Source organism: Fundidesulfovibrio butyratiphilus, from assembly GCF_054657235.1.
In genome coordinates, this window is the sequence record NZ_BAAHXA010000001.1 from 2,031,186 (window position 1) to 2,050,944 (window position 19,759).

A 19,759-nucleotide genomic window follows, 5' to 3' on the forward strand; every position below is an offset into this window, starting at 1 on the left:
GCGGCTGTGTATCGCTTTCGCGGAATCCGCCGCGCCGGGTGCGACGCGGCGAACGGTTGCCTGTTTCGGCGCGGCGAATGCGCATGGCCTTCTCCGCCGCGCCGGGCGTCTCTTGACGTTAGATGGCGTTCTCCCCGGTTTCTCCGGTACGGATACGCATCACTTCCTCCAGACTGAAGACGAAGATCTTGCCGTCGCCCACGTTGCCGGTGTTGGCCGTGGATTTCACGGTTTCCACCACCGCGGAGGCCTGGTCGGCCTTGACCACCAATTCTATCTTCACCTTGGGCGTGAACACCACCTGGTATTCGGCTCCCCGGTAGACTTCGGTATGGCCTTTCTGGCGTCCGTAGCCTTTCACTTCCGTCACGGTCATGCCGTGCACGCCAACCTTGTCCAAGGCCTCTTTCACCGCATCGAGCTTGAAGGGCTTGATGATTGCCGTGATCATTTTCATCTGGGACGCTCCTTACCGGTTGGTCTTCGTCAGGGAGAAATCCGGGTAGGCGAACACGCCCACCTCTTCGAGGTCCAGGCCTTCGCGTTCGATCTCGGGGCTCACGCGCATCTTCACGAACATGTTCAAGACCTTGAAGAACACGTAGAAGATCACGAAGATGAACACGAAGTTGGTGAGCACGCCCACGCACTGGGCCACGAACTGACCGCCGTCGCCGTAGAACAGACCCGTGACGGTTCCGTCCACGCCGTTCCAGCCGTCGCCGTACACGCCGTCGGCGAAGAGACCGAGCGAAAGAACGCCCCAGGCGCCGTTGACGCCGTGCACCGAAATGGCGCCCACGGGGTCGTCGATCTTGAGGGTGCGGTCCACAAAGAAGACGCTCACGCAGAGCAGCACGCCGGCGATCAAGCCGATGAGCACGGCCGCGCCCGAAGTGACGAACGCGCAAGGCGCGGTGATGGCCACCAGGGCGGCCAGCAGGCCGTTGGCGGCCATGGAGGCGTCGGGCTTGCCGTAGATCATCCACATGTAGCACATGGCCGAGACCGCTCCGGCGGCCGAAGCCAGCATGGTGTTGGTGGCCACCACGCCGATGCGCAGATCGGAGCCGGCCAGGGTGGAGCCGGCGTTGAAGCCGAACCAACCGAAGGCCAGGATCAGACAGCCGGCGATGGCCATGGGGATGTGGTGGCCGGGCAGGGCGTTGATCTTGCCGTCAGGCCCGTACTTGCCCAGGCGCGGCCCCAGGACGATGGCCCCGGCCAGGGCGGCCACGCCGCCGGTCATGTGCACCACCGAGGAGCCGGCGAAGTCCACCACGCCGTGTCCCAGACCGAAGCTCTTGCCCAGAGTGGCCAGCCAGCCACCGCCCCACACCCAGTTGCCGTACAGGGGGTAGGCCAGCATGGACATGAAAAATCCGTAGATAACGAACGATTTGAAGCTCCACCGTTCGGCCATGGACCCGGTGGGGATGGTCACGGCGGTGTCCATGAACACCATCTGGAAGAGGAACATGGTGAAAATGGCCACGTCATAGGTATCGCCACCGAGCAGGAATCCCTTGAGGCCGAACAGGCCGAAGTCCTTGCCGAACAGGGAAATGGTGAACTCGGTGTCCAGGGTTCCTCCGCCTCCGAGGGTGGCGAAGGGGCCGGCCCCGCCCATCTGCAGGGCGTAGCCGGTGAGCCAGTAGCCGAGCATGCCGATGCCGTAAACCATGAAGTTCATGGTCATGGTGTGGGCGGCGTTCTTGGCCCGGGTGAAGCCGGTCTCGGCCAGGGCGAAGCCCAGCTGCATGAACATGACCAGGAAGCCGCACATGAGGGTCCAGGTAAAATTGATGGACACCTTGTTCTTGCCGGCGGCCTCGGCGACCTTGGCGGCCAGAGGCTCTTTCTCGCTCATGGTCGCGAGGTCTTCCTTGGTGGGTCCGTTGGCGGCATAGCCCACGATGTCGGCGGCCGTGCCGATGTTGGCGCCAGTGGGATCCGGCTTGGCCGGTTCGGCGGCCGGGGTTTCCGGTTTGGGCTCGTCAGCCAGGAGGACCGACGGAGCGGTCGCCATCGTGAGCAGGATCAGCACAAGAAACACCGGGAGATACTTCTTCATACCTGTTTCCCCATTCCCGTAAAAGGCCGTTGCGCAGTTGACAAAATTGCCAGAATCCAATGATGGCCGGTCGTCGGGCCAAGTGGGACACGCGCCTGGTCAGAGAGTCGGTCGTTCTATGGATTTCGCCTCAGGGTTCCGCCATGCCGCAGGCCGCGAGCGGAAACGCCGAAAACCTCCATCGCGCGTTATCGACTTGTCCCAAGCCGGCGCAGCGCCATACGCCGACCAAAGCGGACAGGTCTTCTTGCCACGCGCATTTCACATAAATGTAAATACTGTCCGCGTCCAGCCCTGTCAATAACCAATCTGAAACTTTTCCTTCACCCCGGTGTCTCCCCAAAACGGACCACGGGTTTTACTTGTCCTTCGCGTACACATGGCGTAGGCAAAAAGCTGTCACGGCACTTCAACACCGCCGCCGGCGCTGTGACGGGCCTGGTCCCGGGTCTCCCATCTCGGGCCAGGCCAACGCCGGAGCCTCAATCCGACCCGCCTCCCCACTCCAGTCACAAAATTGTAGCACAGTTTCCCGCACCACGATCCGCCCGCCCGAGCGCCCGCCCGTGAACCCGCGAGCCCGCAAGACGCGTCGCTTCGGGCGCCAGCCCCCGTCTCTTCCCACGCCGTACCCCGTTCGCCCGCGCCGGTCCTGTTTTCCGAAGTTCGACCCGAGCCCCCGTGCCCGCCGGTTGCCTTTGCCCCCCGATTGCGGCTATCGTGCGCACAATCCATCTTTTCAGGCAGGTGTCCCATGCCAGACGCGCAAGCGCTCCAGTTCGGCCGCGCCGCATTGCCCACCGGCGTCACCCTTCATTACGCCCTGCGCGGCGATGTCCGGGCCGGCTCCCCCGTGGTGCTGCTGCACGGCTTCGCCGATTCCTGGCAGTCCTTCGAGCTGGTGCTGGACGCCCTGCCTCCGGGCATCCCGGTGCTGGCGCCGGACTTGCGCGGCCACGGCGATTCGGACCGGCCGGCCGGAGGCTACGCCATGGCCGATCACGCGGCCGACGTGGCCGCCCTGATGGACGCCCTGGGCCTGGCCTCCGCCACAGTGGCCGGGCACTCCATGGGCAGCTTCGTGGCCCAGACCCTGGCCGCGACCCATCCGCGAACGGTGGACAAGCTCGTGCTCATGGCCAGCGCGCCGGCGGGGAACACCCCCATCATCCTGGAATTCCTGGACGAGGTGCGCACCCTGTCCGACCCCATCCCCCGCGCCTTCGTGGCAGCCTTTCAGGACCCCTCCCAGCCCGTGCCGGGAGCATTTCTTCGCACGATCATCGACCAGAGCCTGAAGTTGCCCGCGGCCATCTGGAAGGCCGCACTGGCCGCACTGGCCGCCACCGACAACCGCCCCCTGCTGTCCTCCATCGCCTGCCCCACGGCCCTGGCCTGGGGACAAAACGACGGCCTCTTTTCCAGGGCCGACCAGGACGAACTCCTCGCCCTGATCCCAGGCGCCGCCCTCTGGACCTATGACGCAGGCCACGCCCTGCATTGGGAGCGACCCGGGGATTTCATCAAGGATCTCGTTACGTTCCACGCAGGATAAGCGCCCACGCCGCGCCCTTTGGCGGAGGAGACGGAAAAACCGCGCAACTACATCAATATATCTTGATATAGTCACACGGTTGAGCTAGACCCCACCCCATGAACCGATCGCTTCGCCGGGATGTTTCCCTGTCGGCCCTTACCGCCGGAATCCTCGCTGTGGTGGTGAGCTACGGCGGGCCCGCCGCGCTCATCTTTCAGGCCGCCCAGTCCGCGCACCTTTCCCAGGCCCAGCTCTCGAGCTGGATCTGGGCCATCTCCATCGGCAGCGGAATCACGGGCCTGTGGCTGTCGCTGCGCTACCGCCAACCCGTGGTGGTGGCCTGGTCCACGCCCGGAGTGGCCCTCCTGGTCACGGCCCTGGCCGGCTATCCCTACCCCGAGGCCGTGGGCGCGTTTCTCGTCTCCAGCGCGGCCATGGCTTTGTGCGGCGTCACGGGACTGTTTTCCGCCCTCATGGACCGCATCCCCAAGGCCGTTGTCTCGGCCATGCTGGCCGGCATCCTGCTGCGTTTCGGCATGGACGTGTTCGTGCGCCTGCCCGGCGCGCCGGTCCTGGTGGGAAGCATGTGCGCCGTCTATCTGCTCTGTCGCAGGCTGGCCCCGCGCTACGCCGTGCTCACCACCCTGCTGGTCGGAGTCGCGGCGGCCTGGAGCCAAGGACTGTTGCGGGTGGAGCAGGTGGAAACCGCCCTGACCTGGCCGGTGTTCACCGCCCCGGTCTTCAGCCTGGGAGCCATCCTGGGCCTGGGCGCGCCGCTGTTTCTCGTCACCATGACCGGGCAGAACGCCACGGGCCTGGGCGTCATGCGCGCCAGCGGCTTCGACGCGCCCGGCGGACCGCTCATCGCGGCGACCGGGGCCTTTTCCGCCGCGCTCTCGGTGTTCGGCTGCCATGCGATCAACCTGGCGGCCATCACGGCGGCCATCTGCACCGGGCCGGAAGCCCACCCGGACCCGAACAAACGCTACGTGGCCGGCGTGGCCTGCGCCGTTTCCTATCTGGTGGTGGGAGCCTTCGGGGCCACGCTGGTGGGGCTCTTCACGGCCCTGCCCGGCGCGCTCATCGCCGTGGTGTCGGGCCTGGCCCTGTTCGGGGCCATCGCCTCGGGCCTGACCCAGGCCATGGAAGAGGCCGACCGGCGCGAGGCCGCCCTGGTCACCTTTCTGGCCACGGCCTCGGGATTTTCCGCCTTCGGCGTGGGCTCGGCCTTCTGGGGCCTTGCGGCCGGCATGGTCGCCGACGCGGTCCTGCACGGCACCTGGCTGCCCCGCCTGCGCCAAGGCCTTGGCCGATGAACGTCCCCGCCGTGTTCAAGGCCCTGGCCGACGAGACCCGGTTGCGTCTCGTGCGCCTGCTCGCGCGCCACGAGCTCAACGTGGGCGAAATCGTGGCGGCGCTGGCCATGGGCCAGTCGCGCGTGTCGCGCCACCTGCGCATTCTGGTGGAGTGCGGCCTGCTGCGCGTGCGCCGCGACGGCCTGTGGGCCTTCTACGCGCCGGCCCAGTCCGGCCGGGCCAGCGAACTTTTGGCCGCCCTCGCCCCCTTTCTGCAGGACCTGGACCACGGCCAGGATCTGGATCGCGCGGCCCAGGTGATGGCCTTGCGCGCCCAGGAGACCCGCCGGTTCTTCAACGCCGTGGCCGGACGCTGGCCGGACATGCGCCGCGAGGTGCTGGGCGGACTCGACCTCGAAGGCCTGCTGATGGACCGCGTGCCGACCTGCGCCGTGGCCGTCGACCTGGGTTGCGGCCCGGGCGGACTGGTGGCGGCCCTGGCCCGCAAGGCCGAGCGGGTGATCGGGGTGGACGCTTCGTCCGCCATGCTCGAACGGGCCAGGGAGACCAATCCCGGCCACGCGGTGAGCCTGCGCGTGGGCGAGCTCGAACACCTGCCCCTGGCCGACGCCGAGGCCGAAGCCGCCGTGCTGAGTCTGACCCTGCACCACCTCTCCGATCCCGGTGCGGCCCTGGTCGAGGCCGGACGCGTGCTCGCCCCGGGCGGCGTGCTGGTGGTGGCCGACTATCTCAAGCACGACAACGAAGACCTGCGCAAGCGCTACGGCGACCGCTGGCTGGGCTTTTCCCCCGAGGAGCTGTCCGACTGGCTGGGCCGGGCCGGGCTCAGGCCGGAAAAAACCGACCACATTCCCGTCAACATGGGCCTGACCCTTGGCGTCACCGTCGCCAGGCGGCCCAACCATCCCACATGGAAGGAGAACCCATGACCGTCAAACCTCTGGACCTCACCCTGCCGTACATGGTGGCCGATCTCCCCCAGGCCGACTGGGGCCGCAAGGAAATGGTCATCGCCGAGAGCGAAATGCCCGGCCTCATGGCCGTTCGGGCCAAGTACGGGCCGCAAAAACCCCTGAAGGGGCTCAAGGTGACCGGCAGCCTGCACATGACCATCCAGACCGCCATGCTCATCGAAACCCTGAAGGAGCTCGGCGCGGACATCCGCTGGGCGAGCTGCAACATCTACTCCACCCAGGACAACGCCGCCGCCGCCATCGCCGAGGCCGGCACGGCCGCGGTCTACGCCTGGAAGGGCGAAACCCTGGAAGACTACTGGTGGTGCACCGAGATGGCGCTGACCTGGCCCGACGGCTCCGGGCCGGACCTGATCGTGGACGACGGGGGCGACGCCACCCTGTTCATCCACTTCGGGGTCAAGGCCGAAAAGGACCCGTCCTTCCTGGAGCAAAAGCCCGCCAACAAGGAAATGGCCATCATTCTCGACCGGCTGGCGGCCTCGGTCAAGGCCGATCCGGGTCGTTTCCAGCGCATCGCCTCCAAGATCCGGGGCGTCTCCGAGGAGACCACCACCGGCGTGCATCGCCTCTATCAGATGATGCGCGACGGGGAGTTGCTCTTCCCGGCCATCAACGTCAACGATTCGGTGACCAAGTCCAAGTTCGACAACCTTTACGGCTGCCGCGAGTCCCTGGCCGACGGCATCAAACGGGCCACCGACGTGATGATGGCCGGCAAAGTCGTGGTGGTGGCCGGCTACGGCGACGTGGGCAAGGGCTGCGCCCACTCCATGCGCGGCTTCGGCGCGCGGGTGCTCGTCACCGAAATCGACCCCATCTGCGCCCTGCAGGCCGCCATGGAAGGCTATGAAGTCACCACCATGGACGACGCCTGCACCCAGGGCGACATCTTCGTCACCGCCACCGGCTGCATGGACGTCATCACCGGCGCGCACATGGAAACGATGCGCGACGGGGCCATCGTGTGCAACATCGGGCATTTCGACTCCGAAATCGCCATGCACTACCTGGAAGGTTCCAAGACCTGCTCCAAAGTGGAGATCAAGCCCCTGGTGGACAAGTGGACCATGACCTCGGGCCGCTCCATCATTATTCTGGCCGAAGGCCGTCTGGTCAACCTGGGCTGCGCCACCGGACACCCGAGCTTCGTCATGTCCAACTCCTTCACCAACCAGGCCCTGGCCCAGATCGACCTGGCCCTGAAGGACTACGCGGTCGGCGTCTACACCCTGCCCAAGCTCCTGGACGAGGAAGTGGCCCGCCTGCACCTGGAACGCCTGGGCGTGAAACTCGAACGCTTGAACTCCGAACAGGCCAAATACCTGGGCGTGGAAGCCGACGGGCCGTACAAGCCCGAGCATTACCGCTACTAAACGCCACCCATCGGGGGAGGCTTCCGCATGCGGGGCCTCCCCCTCCTCCAGAGCTTTCTTTTTTCCCCGCATGCGGGGCCTTCCCCCCGACGGCTCCCGTTTTTCCTTTCGCACATGACGGTTGCCCGGCGGGACAATGCCTTGTAGAAGGGGCCGGACGCCAAGCGCCCAAACGGTTCATTTCCAAGGAGAGTCCATGTCCGCCAAGCCCAGCGTTTTGTTTTTGTGCACCGGCAATTCGTGCCGCAGCCAGATGGCCGAGGGATTTTTGCGCTCCCTGCGCGGCGAGGAGTTCGAACCCTACAGCGCCGGGGTCATGCGCCACGGGGTCAATCCCCGCGCGGTGATCGTGATGAAGGAAGCGGGAGTGGACATTTCCGGGCAGGAATCCAAAACCGTGGACATGCTGCCGCCGGTGGTCTTCGATTACGTGGTCACCCTGTGCGACCACGCCAGCGAAAACTGCCCCTATTTCGCCGGGCAGGCCAAGCGCGCCCACGTGGGGTTCGAAGACCCGCCGGCCCTGGCCGCCAACGCCAAGACCGAAGAGGAAGTGCTCGACTGCTACCGCAAGGTGCGCGACCAGATCAAATCGTTCGTGCTGGGCTTTCCGGCCAACGTGGAAGACCAGTTCCGCTGAGGGGCGCGTTTTTTCGGAACAGCCGGCGCCCGTGTTGTTCAGGCCCGCGACATCGGAAAGCAGCGGGGGCGGTCCCGCGGAGCGACCGCAAACCCGCCGCGCGGTCGACGCATTCGGTCCGCATTGCGCCATCAAGAAGCGGGCGGAGACCTTCATGGGGTCTCCGCCCGCTTTTACGTGCGCTTCACTCCCGGCAAAGGGAGTCAAGCGGCCGACGGGGGGGGCGAGTTCTTGGCCAGGGGTCGGATCAGGCCTCTTGCAGGGGAGCCTTGCGGCCCGGGCGTCCGCCCAGACCGACGGCCAGGGCCGCCAGGGCGGCTATGCCCAGGCCGATGGCGGCCCCCAGGTGAATCCAGTCGATGAGCATGGTGGTGGTGGGATCGAAGCTCACGCCGGGCAGATTCTTGGCCAGGCGCACCACCCCGGTTCCCACCAGCACCGCCAAAAAGCCTCCGCGCACCCGGCCCAGACCCAAAAGTCCGCCGCGCCCGGCCAGACGGCCGAGCAGAAACAGGAGCGCGGCGGCCCCGAGAATGTGCAGCCAGTGGGTGAAGAAAAAGTCCGCTGTCCAGCCCAGGCCGGGCACATCGGCGATGCGATAGCGCTTGAAGATGGGCATCTGGGCCATGCCGGTGACGGCCAGAACGGCCATGACCAGGCGGTAGGCCGTCTTTTCCAGGCGGGTGAAGGGCTCAGTCACGGGGGGCCTCCGATTTTCCCAGAAGTTTCTTGCCGGTCTTGAGCACGGACGAGGCCACGCCGGCCAGGGGGGCCAGCAACACGGCCCAGGCCAGATGGTTCGAGGTGGCCATCACGTCGGCCACCTTGGCCAGATGCGGCTTGCCCGGCCCCTTTTCCACGGCCTTGTTCAGGGTCTCGAAGGGCACGGGCGAAAGATAGATGGTGTTGGTGCCGCCGTTTTCCTCCAACCCGTAGAGGTATCCGCCGGTCTCGGCGGCCAGGCGCTTGGCCATGGCCACGATCTCGCGACGCGGCCCGATGGTCTGCACCGAGTTGGGACAGGCCTCTATGCAGGCGGGCTTTTCGCCCTTGGCCACCCGGTCCTGGCAGCGGTCGCACTTGTACATGACCCCGTTGCCGGCCATGGTGGGCAGCAGTTCCAGGTACAGGCCCACGCCGCTCTGGCGTTGGGGGATGTGCCAGGGACACACGGTGCGGCACTTGGCCCCGCCCAGACAGATGTCCGGATTGATGGACACGATGCCGTTGGCCTGGCGCGACGACGCCCCCCAGGGACAGAGGTTGGCGCAGGGCGGATTCTGGCAGTGCAGGCAGCGCCGGGGGATGTTCACCTCGCGCTTGCCCTGCTCCGTCTCCACCACGGCGGTCTGGATGTAGAGCCAGTTGTAGGGGGTGAGCCGGGAGGTGTCGCCCTTTTTGTCCGAAAAGTCCTCGGGCTTGGAGGTCGAGGGGATCATGGGCGGAATGGGATGCACGGGCTTGGGATACCGGTCGGCGTTTTTCTCGCGGCAGGCGTCCACGCAGGCGCCGCAACCTATACAGTCGTTGAGGTTGAGGAACGTGACCAGTTCTTGGCTGGAATCCTGCCAGAGGGCCGCCCGGGAGCGCGCGGGCACGAGCGCGGCGGCCCCGCCCAGGCCCAGGGCCTTGAACAGGGTGCGCCGGCTCATGCGCGTGGAGGAGGGGAGGGATGCGAACATGGCCCGGTAATAGCAGGATGCGTGCCAAAGGACGCCACTTCAACGTAACCAACTGTATCAATTTAGAAAAATAACATTCTCCCTTCCATGCGGCCCCGAAGCGCCCTGCCTTGACATAAACACATGTGTAAGCACATGATACGCCATGGACATCAGCAACCACTGGCAGGACATCTGCCACGCCATCCAGGAGGGCGTCTTTCTCGTGGACCCTTCCGGGACCATCGTCATGGCCAACGAAGGCCTGGCGCGCATCACCGGCTACACGCGGGAGGAACTCACGGGCCGGCCCTGTCAGGTGATCGACTGCGGGGGCTGCGCCGAGGAGCGCGAAAAGTGTTCGGACGCCTGGTGTCCGCTCCTGGCCGGACGCGCCTCGGGTCCCCGGCGCTGCCTGCTCACGCGCAAGGACGGCTCGCGGGTGGCGGTGTTCAAGAACCAGTCCCTCATCCGCGACGAGCAAGGACGCGTGGTGGGCGCGGTGGAGAGCGTGCTCGACCTGACCGAGATCGACCGCCTGGACCGCAAGGTGGAGGAGCTGTCGCGCCTGCTCGACCGGCCGGACGTCTTCCACGGCCTGGTGGGGCGCAGCGCGCCCATGCGCAGGCTCTTCGACATCCTGGAAAAGGCCGCCCAGAGCGAGGCCCCGGTCCTGCTTCTGGGCGAGTCCGGCACGGGCAAGGAACTGGCCGCCCGGGCCCTGCACGCCCTGGGGCCGCGCGCGGCGGGTCCGTTCGTGGGCCTCAACTGCGCGGCGCTCAGCCAGTCGCTTCTGGAAAGCGAGCTTTTCGGACACGCCCAGGGGGCCTTCACCGGTGCGGTACGCGCCCGGCAGGGCCGCTTCGAAGCCGCCAAGGGCGGAGACATCTTTCTCGATGAGATCGGCGACACCCCGCTCTCCACCCAGGTCAAGCTCCTGCGCGTGCTGGAAACCGGACAGATGGAGCGCGTGGGCGAGGACAAGCCCCGCCGCGCCGACGCCCGCCTCATCACGGCCACCAACCGCGACCTGAACCGGCTCATCGCCCAGGGCCGATTCCGCGAGGACTTCTATTACCGCATCGCGGTCATTCCCATCGTCCTGCCGCCCTTGCGCGAGCGCCAAGACGACATCCCCCTGCTGGCGGACCATTTTCTCCATCTGCTGGCGGCCAAGACCGGCAAGCCCCTGTCCGGCCTTTCCCCCGAGGCCATGGACCTCTTCATGCGCCACCCCTGGCCCGGCAACGTGCGCGAACTGCGCAGCGCCATGGAGTACGCCGCCGTGCTGGCCGAGAGCGGTCCGGTGCTGCCCGAGCACTTGCCCGCCAGCCTGACCCGGCCCGGAACCACGCCCGCGGGACCGATGCCAGCCGGGGCCGACCGGGCGGGGTTTTCCCGCACAGGGCCGGCGACGGAGCTGGTCTGGCCCTCGGGACTCGCGCCGGACTCCAGGGCCGTTTCGCCCGCGTCCGTCTGCGACCTGGAAGCGGCGAACCCGCCGCCAGGCTGCCCTCCCTGCTTTTTCCGGGCGGATGGTCCGGTCGCGCCCGTTGGCGAACCCGCCGGACACGACCCGCGGCCTGCCGCGCACGCGGGCGAGGCATCGGAAAGCGCGCGCGGCCGGGAGCCCGGCCAGAAGGCTTTCGCCGCCCCGACCGACCGGCCGGACCGGGGCGATGTGCTCCCCACGCCGGGGGAAACGGCCGTTGCCGACGCCGACGAACGGAAACACCTGGTGGACGCCCTGACCCGGGCCGGGGGCAACAAGGCCCTGGCCGCCCGTCTGCTCGGGGTCAACCGGCTGACCGTGTACAACCGCATGCGCAAATACGGCCTGCGCGTGGACGCCGTGCTCAAGAGCTGACCCGAAGGGAAAACGCTGTCGTCTCGCGGGGCAAGGCCGGCACGGCCCGGTTTGTGCATTCCCTCGCGCCGGCTCGGCCGGGCGTGGAAGAGGGATCGGCGCCCCGGGGCGCCTGCGGGCTCCCGATCGCCGAAGGGGCGAAGCGCTTTACGCCGCCCGCCGTTGTGCCGTAGGAGAAACGGGAAGATCAACCGGGCTTCGCGGCCGAAACGCGGCCGGAGAAGCCGGATTCCAACGAACGACAAGCACGGTCGAGGTGCGTTCATGATGCGACGTCGAAAAAGCGCGTTGCGGGTCGCGGGCCCGCTGTTCATGATGATTGCGGCCCTGGCGCTCGCCGGGTGCGGCTCGGACGCTCCCAAGCGTCCCAACCCGCGCGAAATTTCCGCCGCCACCACCACGGCCCACGTACAACGGGCCATCACCTGCCGCTCCTTTCCCGCCCAGGTGGAGTCCCAGCGCAGCATCACCCTGTCCAGCAAGCTCTCGGGCACGGTGGTGCGGGTATACGCCAACGAGGGCGACACCCTGCGTCCCGGCGACCCCATTTTGAGCCTGGACGACAAGGACCTGCAAGGCCGGCGCGAGGCCCTGGCCGCCTCGCTCAACCAGGCCTCGCTCGAACGCCAGGCCCTGGGAGCGCGCGTGGCCCACGCCAAGACCACCGTGGACCGCATCGGGCGTTTGCTCGCTCAAAAGGCCGTCAGCCAGGACGACTTCGACAAGGCCCAGGCCGACTACCTGTCCCAGAAGCGCGAGGAGGAGGCCATCGCCGCCCGCATGAAAAACGTGGCGGCCCAGCAGGACGAACTCAAGGCCCTGGAGGCCTACACCCGCGTGAGCGCCCTGAGCGGCGGCGTGCTCACCCGGCGCTACGTGGACCAGGGGGCCTTCGTGACGGCCGGCCAGCCCCTGGCCCTGGTGGACGACCCCTCGGGAGGCTTCGACCTGGCCGCCCAGGTGGACGAATCCCTGCTGCCGGGCCTGCGCGTGGGCCAGCCCCTGGTGGCCAGGGTGCCGGCATTGGGCGCGGGACCGTTCGTCACCCATGTCACGGCCCTGGTGGGTCGCATCGACCCGGCCACGCGCACCTTCAAGCTCAAGGCCGCCGTGCCCGCCGCGGCGCCGGACAAGCCTTCGCCCCAGGCCGGCATGTTCGGGCGGGTGTTTCTGCCCGCCGGAGAGGACGACAAGGTGCTCATCCCCCGCGAGTGCCTGCGCCTGCGCGGCGACCTGCCGTGCGTGTTCGTGGTGGACTCGTCGGGCCTGATCCATTTTCGGGTGGTGAAGGTCGGCTCCGGCTTCATCAAGGCGGACATCGAGGGCAAGACCTATCTGACCGACTCCGACGCGTTCGACGATCCCGGCACGCCCCGCTACGTGGAGGTGCTCTCCGGCGTGAGCGACGGCGAGCGCCTGGTCTGCTCCGACACCGAAACCCTGCGCGACGGCGACCGCCTGCGCGAGGTCAAGCCGTGACCCCGGGCGCGCCGGACGACCCGGCCGACAAGCGCGCACAGGAGCCTGGGGACTCCGGGCGGGCGCGGGACGCTTCGGCGGCCGAAGGCGCGGACGCCAGACCCGACGCGGGAGCCGAGGCGCAAACTCCCCCCGAGGTACACCTGCACCCGGGGGCCGAGGGCTGGCTGGGCGCGTTGACCAGGGCCTTTGTCGACTCCAAGCTGGTGGCGCTCATCATTTTGGCCTCGATGCTTTTGGGCGTGGCCGCGGTCACCTGGACGCCCAGCGAGGAGGAGCCCCAGATCGTGGCTCCCATGATCGACGTGCACGTCACCATGCCCGGCGCCCGCCCCCAGGAGATCGAAACCCGGGTGGCCGGCCCCATGGAACGCCTGCTCTGGGAGATTCCCGGCGTGGAGTACGTCTATTCCACGTCGCTCGACGGCGAAGCCCTGGCCGTCGTCCGGTTCAAGGTGGGCCAGGACGTGGAAAAGAGCCTGGTCAAGACCTACGCCAAGCTCTACCAACACCTGGATTGGATTCCCAAGGGCTGCTCCCAGCCCATCCTCAAGCCGCGCTCCATCGACGACGTGCCCGTGGCCGTGTTCACCTTCCGGGGCCAGGACATGGAGCAGCGCTCGCTGCGCGCCCTGGCCGCCAAGGTGGCCGAAGAGGTACGCGCGGTGCCCGGCGTATCGGAAATCACCCTGATCGGCGGACGCAAGCGCGCCCTCATGGTGGAGCTCCGGCAGGACCGCCTGCGGGCCAACGGCCTGGACGCCGTGAGCGTGCTGGAGGTGCTGAGCCAGCAGAACCAGTCGAGCCGCATCGGCGAGACCGTCCAGGACCGCATGGCCGTGAGCGTGCGCCTGGACAACTTCTTCCACTCGAAAAAGGACCTGGAACAGGCCGTGATGGCCGTGCGCGACGGCAAGCCCGTGTTCTTGCGCGACGTGGCCGAACTGCGCGACGGCTTCGACGAGCCGGCCGACTACGTGCTCTACGCCAAGGGGCTGGCCGGGTCGGCCGGGAACGGCGGTGCGAAAACCGTGGCGCAGGCCGAGACGGCCGAGCGGTTCCTGCCCGCCGTGAGTCTGGCCGTGGCCAAGCGCGCCGGCCAGAACGCCACGGACGTGGCCCGGGCCGCCGCGGCCAAGGTGGAAAGCCTCAAGGGGTTTCTCATTCCGGCCGGGGTGGAGGTCAGCCTGACCCGCGACCTGGGCGAGACCGCCCGGCTCAAGGTACACGAGCTCATCGAACACCTCATCCTGGCCGCCGTCACCGTGGGCGGCGTGGTGGCCCTGTTCCTGGGACTGCGGGCCAGCGGCGTGGTCATGGTGGCCGTGCCCGTCACCCTGGCCATCACCCTGACCACGTACTGGCTGATGGGCTACACCCTGAACCGGGTGACCCTCTTCGCCCTGATCTTCTGCATCGGCATCCTGGTGGACGACCCCATCGTGGACGTGGAAAACATCGTGCGCCACCTGGAGATGCCGGGCAGTCGCAAAAAGTCCTTTTCCAACCTCATCGTCGAAGCCGTGAGCGAAGTGCGCGCCCCCCTGGTGCTGGCCACCTTCACGGTCATCGCGGCCATCATGCCCATGGCCTTCGTGGGCGGACTCATGGGGCCCTACATGCGGCCCATGCCCATCGGCGCGTCGGTGGCCATGCTGCTTTCCATGCTGGTGGCCTTCGCCGTCACGCCCTGGACCGCCAAACGCCTGCTCTCGCGCGAGCAGGCGGCCAAGCCCCACCAGGAGGACCGGGCCACCCACCTCTACCGCCTCTTCATGCGCCGCCTGCTGCAAAGCCCGCGCTGGCGCTGGAGCTTTCTCGCCGGGGTGACGGGACTGCTGCTTCTGGCCTGCGCCCTGGTGCCGCTCAAGGCGGTGCTGGTCAAGATGCTGCCCTTCGACAACAAGACCGAATTCCAGGTGGTTGTGGACATGCCCCGGGGCACCACCCTCGAAGAGACGGCCCGCGCCACCCTTGAACTGGCCTCGCGCGTGCTGAAACGCCCGGACGTGACCGACGTGCAGCTCTACGTGGGCACGAGCGGTCCGTTCACCTTCAACGGACTCATTCGCCACTACTATTTGCGGTCCGCCCAGAACCAGGCCGACATCACCGTGAACCTTCTGCCCAAGAGCAAGCGGTCCCTGCAGAGCCACGACATCGCCAAGGCCGTGCGCGGCGATCTGGTCCAGACCGCCGCCCGCCTGGGCGCCAGGATCAAGGTGGCCGAGGTGCCGCCCGGACCGCCGGTCATCCAGACCCTGCTGGCCGAGATCTACGGTCCCACCCTCGAAGGACGCCTCAAGGTGGCCGCCCAGGTGAAAAAGGTCTTCAGCACCACCCCGGACGTGGTGGACGTGGACTGGTATGTGGACGATCCCCAGCCCGAGCGCCTGGTGCGCATCGAACGCGACAAGGCCCTGGCCAACGGCGTGGACCCGGCCCGCGCCCTGGAGGCCGTCACCGCCGCCTTCGGCGGCAAGACCGCGGGACTGCTGCACGATCCCTCGGCCGGCGAGGACGTGCCCATCGTGGTGCGTCTGCCCCTTGCCGAACGCTCCCGCCGCCAGGACCTGGCCTCCGTGGTGCTGCGCGGCTCGGGGGGACAGATGGTGTCGCTGGGGCAGGTGGCGAGCATCGAGGACGTGAGCGCGCCCACGGCCATCTATCACAAGAACCTGCGCCCCGTGGTCTACGTGACCGGCGACGTGGCCGGAAAGGAAGAAAGCCCGATCTACGCCATGGCCCGCATGACCAAGACCCTTGAAACCCTGGGGGCCAAGGGCGAAGGCGCGTGGCAGGTCGCGGGACACGAACCCCTGACCATCCGCTACACCCCGGACGAACCGGCTGTGGACTCCTGGTCGCTCACCTGGGACGGCGAGTGGCAGATCACCTACGAAGTGTTTCGCGACATGGGCCTGGCGTTCGCCGTGGTGCTGGCGCTTATCTACGTGCTGGTGGTGGGCTGGTTCGGGTCCTATACCACGCCCATCGCCATCATGTCGCCCATTCCGCTCTCGCTCATCGGCATTTTGCCGGCCCACGCGGCGGCCGGGGCGTTTTTCACGGCCACGTCCATGATCGGCTTCATCGCCGGCGCGGGCCTGGTTGTTCGTAACTCCATTATCCTTGTGGATTTTATTGAAATGCGCCGCGCCCAGGGCGAAACCCTCGAACAGGCCGTGGAGGACGCCGGAGCCGTGCGCTTCCGGCCCATGCTGCTCACCGCCATTTCGGTGGTGGCCGGGGCGTTCGTCATCCTGTTCGATCCCATCTTCCAGGGCCTGGCCATCTCGCTCATGGCCGGCGAAGTGGCCGCCACCCTGTTTTCGCGCATGGTGGTGCCGGTGGCCTACTATCTGGACCGGCGGCGGGCGGGGTAGGCGAAAATCACAAAACCGGACTCGGGCAGGGGACCCCGCGCTGGCGCGGTCCCCTGCCAAGACCCAACGGCCGTCACTTCACAAGTTCGCGCGCCCTGTCCATCTGGATGGGAAACAGGTCCCCGGGAACCCTTTCCCTGCCCAGCGCCTTGCACACCACATAGCGCGCGCACTCGGCGTTGTTTCCCCGGCAATACTTCTTCTTCATCATGTCCGCGGTTCCGGGCTTGTTCGCCATCTTGTCGTTGAAGAACAGACACCGCGCCAGCAGTTCGCAATCGGCCATACATTTCCTCCTGACTGTCGAGGGTGATGAACAGGCTCCCGCCCCATGGGCCGAAGGTCTTTTCCAGAGGAATCCCTACCAACCAGGCAGGAAATATTCCTATTTTTGAATATAGCAGCATTTGAAAAAAAATGACAACGCCTTCGGCGACCCAATCGACCCCGCGTGCGAACGCCCCGCCTCAAGGCCCGAGGTTTCCCGTGTGCGCGCACGCGCAAAACAGCCGATTGACAACACGGTAGAGCGTATTATCTCCCACATCGGTCGCATTCCGAAGAATGTCGCCACTACGCAGGAGGTTCTCCATGGAAAATACGACGGAAGGCAAACAGCGTTACACGTTCATCTGCTCCAAGGGCACCCTGGACGGGGCGTATCCGTCCCTGGTCCTGGCGCTCAACGCCAAGCGTCTGGGACACGAGGTGTTTCTGTTCTACACCTTCATGGGCATCAACGTTGTGCGCAAGGGATACATGGCCAAGCTGAAGTTCCATCCGCCCGGATTTCTGGGCGCGATTCCCGGAATGTCCAACCTGGCCACGAGCATGATGGAAAAACAGATCGAACAGGCCAACATCCCGAGTCTGGAAGATATCTTCGAGATGGCCCAGTTGGAGGGCGTTAAAATCTACGCCTGCAAGATGACCCTGGACATGATGAAAATCCCCGAGGACGACCTGCTCGAAGGCGTGGAAATCATGAACGCCGAACAGTACCTGAAGCTGGCCGGCACCTGTTCCATCAACATGTTCACTTAGGAACACGCGTGCGGACCGCACTTGTTCCTTTCGTGGATATCACATTGAAACAATAAGATTTTTTACGAACACAAGGGGGTGATGCCCCCGGAGAGCACACGGCCGGGGCACCCACGCGCCGTCTTGCCGAATCCCACAAAACCGTTCGCCGGTCAGGCGGACGCAAACTCACCCCGCGAAGCGCTCCCGCGCGCGCGGGGTGAAATTTTTTCAAACCGCGCGACCACGGGAACACGCTTCGGCAGGCGACGCGGGGGCGTCCACGAAAGACGCTCGGACCTCTTTCGCGGAGGCGTATCGGGAACTCCTGGTGTTTTGAAAAACAAGGGAGTTTTTGAGGAACGCGCCCCTAGCGGACCGCCCGACGAGCCGACTCGTGCAGCCTCTTCAAAAAACGTGCCGGCAAGGCGCGTAAAAAAGTCAAGCCCGAAGCGGAGTTGGCATCCGTTGGGGGGGGTGCGTTTTCCGCAGCAACGCAGCCAGCAAGAATTTTTCAACAGGCGGCTAGGCCGCCCAGGACGGCGCGGACTTGCCGCGCAGAGGGGAACACCAGGAGAGGGCCAACTCGTAGGCCTGGTTGAGGGACTTCATCATCTCTTCGTCACCGCCCAGATCCGGGTGATGGCGGCGGGCCTGCTTGCGGTAGGCGCTTTTGATGTCGTTCACGGAGCAGGGATAGGCCACGCAGAGCAGAGCGCAGGCCTGGGTGAGGGTCATGGTCCCGCAGCCGGGCGTGTAGGCGTTTCGCGAGGACTCCTGCCGGGCCTGTTCGCGCTTGGCCCGCTGCCGGGCTTCGAACTCGCGTTGCGCCTTTTCACGAGCCGCCTGGCGGGCCCTGGCCTCGCGTTCGCGGGCTTCGCGCCGGGCGCGCTCCTCGGCGGCCCTGGCCTGGCGGGCGCGGACTTCCTGTTCGCGCGCCTGGCGGGCCGCTTCCCGGCGGGCTTTTTCGGCCTGGGCCTCGCGTTCGCGCAGCAGTTGCTCGCGCGCCTGCCTGGCCCGCTCTTCAGCGAGGCGGCGGGTCTGGGCGGCCGTGTCGTCCGCGACCGGACGACGGGCTTCGGACTGGGGACGCCAGGGATTGCGGGCGGTGGAAACGGACGGGGCTTCCTGTCCGCGCGCGCTCCAGGAGAACGGACCGGCCGCGTTACGGGCCTCGCCATGGCGCTTGGCGTGTTCGCCGGGGCGAAACCGTGAAGCCGACGCGGCGGAAGGGGGTTCCGGGCGGGTCGAGGTGGGTTTGTCGTGGAAGGCGTGTGCGGAAGGTGCGGCAGGTCTGGCGGACGGGGCGGCCCCTCTGGACTGCCCGGCGTCGGTGAAGGGGCTGTTTTGCCGACGCCCGTATGCCGTACGCGCGCCCTGCGCCGGCTGTCCCGGGCTGCGCCAGGCGCGGCCCGCGCTTTTGTACTGGTCGCCGGCCATCTTGAGGTTGTCCAGAACCTTGCGCAAATGGCTGAGCACGTCGCGCAACAGGTCCCTGGTGTCGGACAGGCGCTTTTCCAGCATCCGCCAATCGGCGTCGGAATAGCCGGTGACGGGCCGCTTGGGCGAGGCGTAGGGTCGCTGGTCGGCGTGCATCAGGAGAACCTGCCGGAACAACACTTTTTTTGGGCATAACGACAAAAACCCCCTTGCCGCCACAAGCGGCCCGGGGGTGCGCTGACTGCTGAGGGATGCTTCATATGGTGTCGAATATGCCGTCTGTTTTAACTAAAATACACGATGCGTAGGGCCTTGGCAACCCGCAACCCGACGTTTCTCGCATCCCGGCGCGCACGGCCTCGCCTTGTGTCGGATACAATAATGTCCTTGAAAACTCCTCCCGATTGCGGATATGACAAAGTAAGCGGGCATGCAAAAGCCCTGAGTCCGTGCGCGCAACCCGGGGGCGGCCTTTCGCCGCGCCAATGCGTTGACTTCTTGTTTCAAGGACCCCACGATGAAATCGACCGACGCTGAAATCGCCAAGCCTTTTGTCCAGGCCACCAAACACGTCCTGTCCACCATGGCCATGATGGAACCCACGCCCGGCAAGCCCTACGTCAAGAAAAGCAACACCGCCAGCGGCGACGTTTCCGCCGTGGTGGGCCTGACGGGCGACAAGCACGGCAGCATTTCCATTTCCTTTAGCAAAAAGTGTGCTATTTCGATCGTCAAAAGCATGCTGGGCGACGACATTCAAGACATCCTCCAGGACGCCAAGGACGCCGTCGGCGAAATCACCAACATGATTTCCGGCCAGGCCAGAGCCGGCCTTTCCCAAATGGGACTCAACATGCAGGCATCCACGCCGACCATCGTCTTCGGCGACGGGCACACCATCAGCCACGTGACCAGCGGGCCCGTGGTGGCCATCCCCTTTACCACGCAACAAGGTGATTTCACCGTCGAATTCTGTTTCGACTGAG

General features: G+C 66.4%; 16 protein-coding genes. 10 read left to right on the plus strand and 6 right to left on the minus strand.

Annotated features, from left to right (window positions below; all coding sequences use genetic code 11):
• Positions 1-118: 118 nt before the first annotated feature.
• Positions 119-457 carry a P-II family nitrogen regulator gene (locus tag ACYQ01_RS09420; RefSeq protein ID WP_459933583.1) on the minus strand — a complete coding sequence of 113 codons (339 nt, stop codon included), beginning with the start codon at positions 455-457 and terminating at the stop codon, positions 119-121.
• Between the two features lie 12 nt (positions 458-469).
• The gene (locus ACYQ01_RS09425; protein ID WP_459933584.1) at positions 470-2,074 is read right to left on the minus strand and encodes an ammonium transporter; all 1,605 of its coding nucleotides are present in this window, start codon (positions 2,072-2,074) and stop codon (positions 470-472) included.
• Positions 2,075-2,828: 754 nt separating this feature from the next.
• Here ACYQ01_RS09425 and ACYQ01_RS09430 point away from each other — a divergent pair.
• The 5 genes from ACYQ01_RS09430 to ACYQ01_RS09450 all read left to right on the plus strand — a co-directional run bounded on the left by ACYQ01_RS09430 (position 2,829) and on the right by ACYQ01_RS09450 (position 7,917).
• The gene (locus ACYQ01_RS09430; protein ID WP_459933585.1) at positions 2,829-3,629 is read left to right on the plus strand and encodes an alpha/beta fold hydrolase; all 801 of its coding nucleotides are present in this window, start codon (positions 2,829-2,831) and stop codon (positions 3,627-3,629) included.
• Positions 3,630-3,727: 98 nt separating this feature from the next.
• Positions 3,728-4,927 (plus strand): benzoate/H(+) symporter BenE family transporter, encoded by a 1,200-nt coding sequence (locus ACYQ01_RS09435; protein WP_459933586.1) that lies wholly within the window; start codon positions 3,728-3,730, stop codon positions 4,925-4,927.
• Positions 4,924-5,856 (plus strand): ArsR/SmtB family transcription factor, encoded by a 933-nt coding sequence (locus ACYQ01_RS09440; protein WP_459933587.1) that lies wholly within the window; start codon positions 4,924-4,926, stop codon positions 5,854-5,856. Before ACYQ01_RS09435 ends, ACYQ01_RS09440 begins: the two co-directional genes overlap by 4 nt.
• The gene (ahcY, locus tag ACYQ01_RS09445) at positions 5,853-7,277 is read left to right on the plus strand and encodes an adenosylhomocysteinase (RefSeq protein WP_459933588.1); all 1,425 of its coding nucleotides are present in this window, start codon (positions 5,853-5,855) and stop codon (positions 7,275-7,277) included. The genes ACYQ01_RS09440 and ahcY overlap by 4 nt, the downstream gene beginning before the upstream one ends.
• A gap of 196 nt (positions 7,278-7,473) precedes the next feature.
• A complete protein-coding gene (locus tag ACYQ01_RS09450; RefSeq protein ID WP_459933589.1) occupies positions 7,474-7,917 on the plus strand; it encodes an arsenate reductase ArsC in 444 nt (147 codons plus the stop codon).
• Between the two features lie 247 nt (positions 7,918-8,164).
• Here ACYQ01_RS09450 and ACYQ01_RS09455 read toward each other — a convergent pair whose 3' ends face one another.
• Both ACYQ01_RS09455 and ACYQ01_RS09460 read right to left on the minus strand, forming a co-directional pair.
• Positions 8,165-8,617 carry a FeS-binding protein gene (locus ACYQ01_RS09455; RefSeq protein ID WP_459933590.1) on the minus strand — a complete coding sequence of 151 codons (453 nt, stop codon included), beginning with the start codon at positions 8,615-8,617 and terminating at the stop codon, positions 8,165-8,167.
• Positions 8,610-9,599 (minus strand): 4Fe-4S dicluster domain-containing protein, encoded by a 990-nt coding sequence (locus ACYQ01_RS09460; protein ID WP_459933591.1) that lies wholly within the window; start codon positions 9,597-9,599, stop codon positions 8,610-8,612. Before ACYQ01_RS09460 ends, ACYQ01_RS09455 begins: the two co-directional genes overlap by 8 nt.
• Before the next feature lie 145 nt (positions 9,600-9,744).
• On the opposite strand from ACYQ01_RS09460, the gene ACYQ01_RS09465 reads away from it, so the two are divergent.
• The 3 genes from ACYQ01_RS09465 to ACYQ01_RS09475 all read left to right on the plus strand — a co-directional run bounded on the left by ACYQ01_RS09465 (position 9,745) and on the right by ACYQ01_RS09475 (position 16,310).
• A complete protein-coding gene (locus ACYQ01_RS09465; RefSeq protein ID WP_459933592.1) occupies positions 9,745-11,445 on the plus strand; it encodes a sigma-54 interaction domain-containing protein in 1,701 nt (566 codons plus the stop codon).
• A gap of 264 nt (positions 11,446-11,709) precedes the next feature.
• Positions 11,710-12,924, plus strand: a complete 1,215-nt coding sequence (locus ACYQ01_RS09470) for an efflux RND transporter periplasmic adaptor subunit (RefSeq protein WP_459933593.1) — start codon at positions 11,710-11,712, stop codon at positions 12,922-12,924.
• A complete protein-coding gene (locus ACYQ01_RS09475; RefSeq protein ID WP_459933594.1) occupies positions 12,921-16,310 on the plus strand; it encodes an efflux RND transporter permease subunit in 3,390 nt (1,129 codons plus the stop codon). The genes ACYQ01_RS09470 and ACYQ01_RS09475 overlap by 4 nt, the downstream gene beginning before the upstream one ends.
• 73 nt (positions 16,311-16,383) lie before the next feature.
• On the opposite strand, the gene ACYQ01_RS09480 is transcribed toward ACYQ01_RS09475, so the two are convergent.
• Entirely contained in the window at positions 16,384-16,596 is a 213-nt protein-coding gene (locus ACYQ01_RS09480) for a hypothetical protein (protein ID WP_459933595.1), read from the minus strand.
• 305 nt (positions 16,597-16,901) lie between these two features.
• Between ACYQ01_RS09480 and ACYQ01_RS09485 the strand changes: the two genes are divergently transcribed.
• Positions 16,902-17,354, plus strand: coding sequence for a DsrE/DsrF/DrsH-like family protein (locus ACYQ01_RS09485; protein WP_459933596.1), 453 nt, complete (start codon positions 16,902-16,904; stop codon positions 17,352-17,354).
• 504 nt (positions 17,355-17,858) lie between these two features.
• Here ACYQ01_RS09485 and ACYQ01_RS09490 read toward each other — a convergent pair.
• Positions 17,859-18,929, minus strand: coding sequence for a J domain-containing protein (locus ACYQ01_RS09490; RefSeq protein WP_459933597.1), 1,071 nt, complete (start codon positions 18,927-18,929; stop codon positions 17,859-17,861).
• A 361-nt stretch (positions 18,930-19,290) separates the two neighbouring features.
• Between ACYQ01_RS09490 and ACYQ01_RS09495 the strand changes: the two genes are divergently transcribed.
• A complete protein-coding gene (locus ACYQ01_RS09495) occupies positions 19,291-19,758 on the plus strand; it encodes a chemotaxis protein CheX (RefSeq protein ID WP_459933598.1) in 468 nt (155 codons plus the stop codon).
• The last annotated feature ends 1 nt before the right edge of the window (position 19,759 follow it).

What these genes read in the sequence shown, in the direction of transcription:
- ahcY (WP_459933588.1), top strand. Translation starts at nt 5,853, where the DNA reads ATGACCGTCAAACCTCTGGACCTCACCCTGCCGTACATGGTGGCCGAT.
- ACYQ01_RS09485 (WP_459933596.1), top strand. Translation starts at nt 16,902, where the DNA reads ATGGAAAATACGACGGAAGGCAAACAGCGTTACACGTTCATCTGCTCC.
- ACYQ01_RS09430 (WP_459933585.1), top strand. Translation starts at nt 2,829, where the DNA reads ATGCCAGACGCGCAAGCGCTCCAGTTCGGCCGCGCCGCATTGCCCACC.
- ACYQ01_RS09490 (WP_459933597.1), bottom strand. Translation starts at nt 18,929, where the DNA reads ATGCACGCCGACCAGCGACCCTACGCCTCGCCCAAGCGGCCCGTCACC.
- ACYQ01_RS09425 (WP_459933584.1), bottom strand. Translation starts at nt 2,074, where the DNA reads ATGAAGAAGTATCTCCCGGTGTTTCTTGTGCTGATCCTGCTCACGATG.
- ACYQ01_RS09440 (WP_459933587.1), top strand. Translation starts at nt 4,924, where the DNA reads ATGAACGTCCCCGCCGTGTTCAAGGCCCTGGCCGACGAGACCCGGTTG.
- ACYQ01_RS09435 (WP_459933586.1), top strand. Translation starts at nt 3,728, where the DNA reads ATGAACCGATCGCTTCGCCGGGATGTTTCCCTGTCGGCCCTTACCGCC.
- ACYQ01_RS09495 (WP_459933598.1), top strand. Translation starts at nt 19,291, where the DNA reads ATGAAATCGACCGACGCTGAAATCGCCAAGCCTTTTGTCCAGGCCACC.
- ACYQ01_RS09420 (WP_459933583.1), bottom strand. Translation starts at nt 457, where the DNA reads ATGAAAATGATCACGGCAATCATCAAGCCCTTCAAGCTCGATGCGGTG.
- ACYQ01_RS09460 (WP_459933591.1), bottom strand. Translation starts at nt 9,599, where the DNA reads ATGTTCGCATCCCTCCCCTCCTCCACGCGCATGAGCCGGCGCACCCTG.
- ACYQ01_RS09450 (WP_459933589.1), top strand. Translation starts at nt 7,474, where the DNA reads ATGTCCGCCAAGCCCAGCGTTTTGTTTTTGTGCACCGGCAATTCGTGC.
- ACYQ01_RS09480 (WP_459933595.1), bottom strand. Translation starts at nt 16,596, where the DNA reads ATGGCCGATTGCGAACTGCTGGCGCGGTGTCTGTTCTTCAACGACAAG.
- ACYQ01_RS09465 (WP_459933592.1), top strand. Translation starts at nt 9,745, where the DNA reads ATGGACATCAGCAACCACTGGCAGGACATCTGCCACGCCATCCAGGAG.
- ACYQ01_RS09470 (WP_459933593.1), top strand. Translation starts at nt 11,710, where the DNA reads ATGATGCGACGTCGAAAAAGCGCGTTGCGGGTCGCGGGCCCGCTGTTC.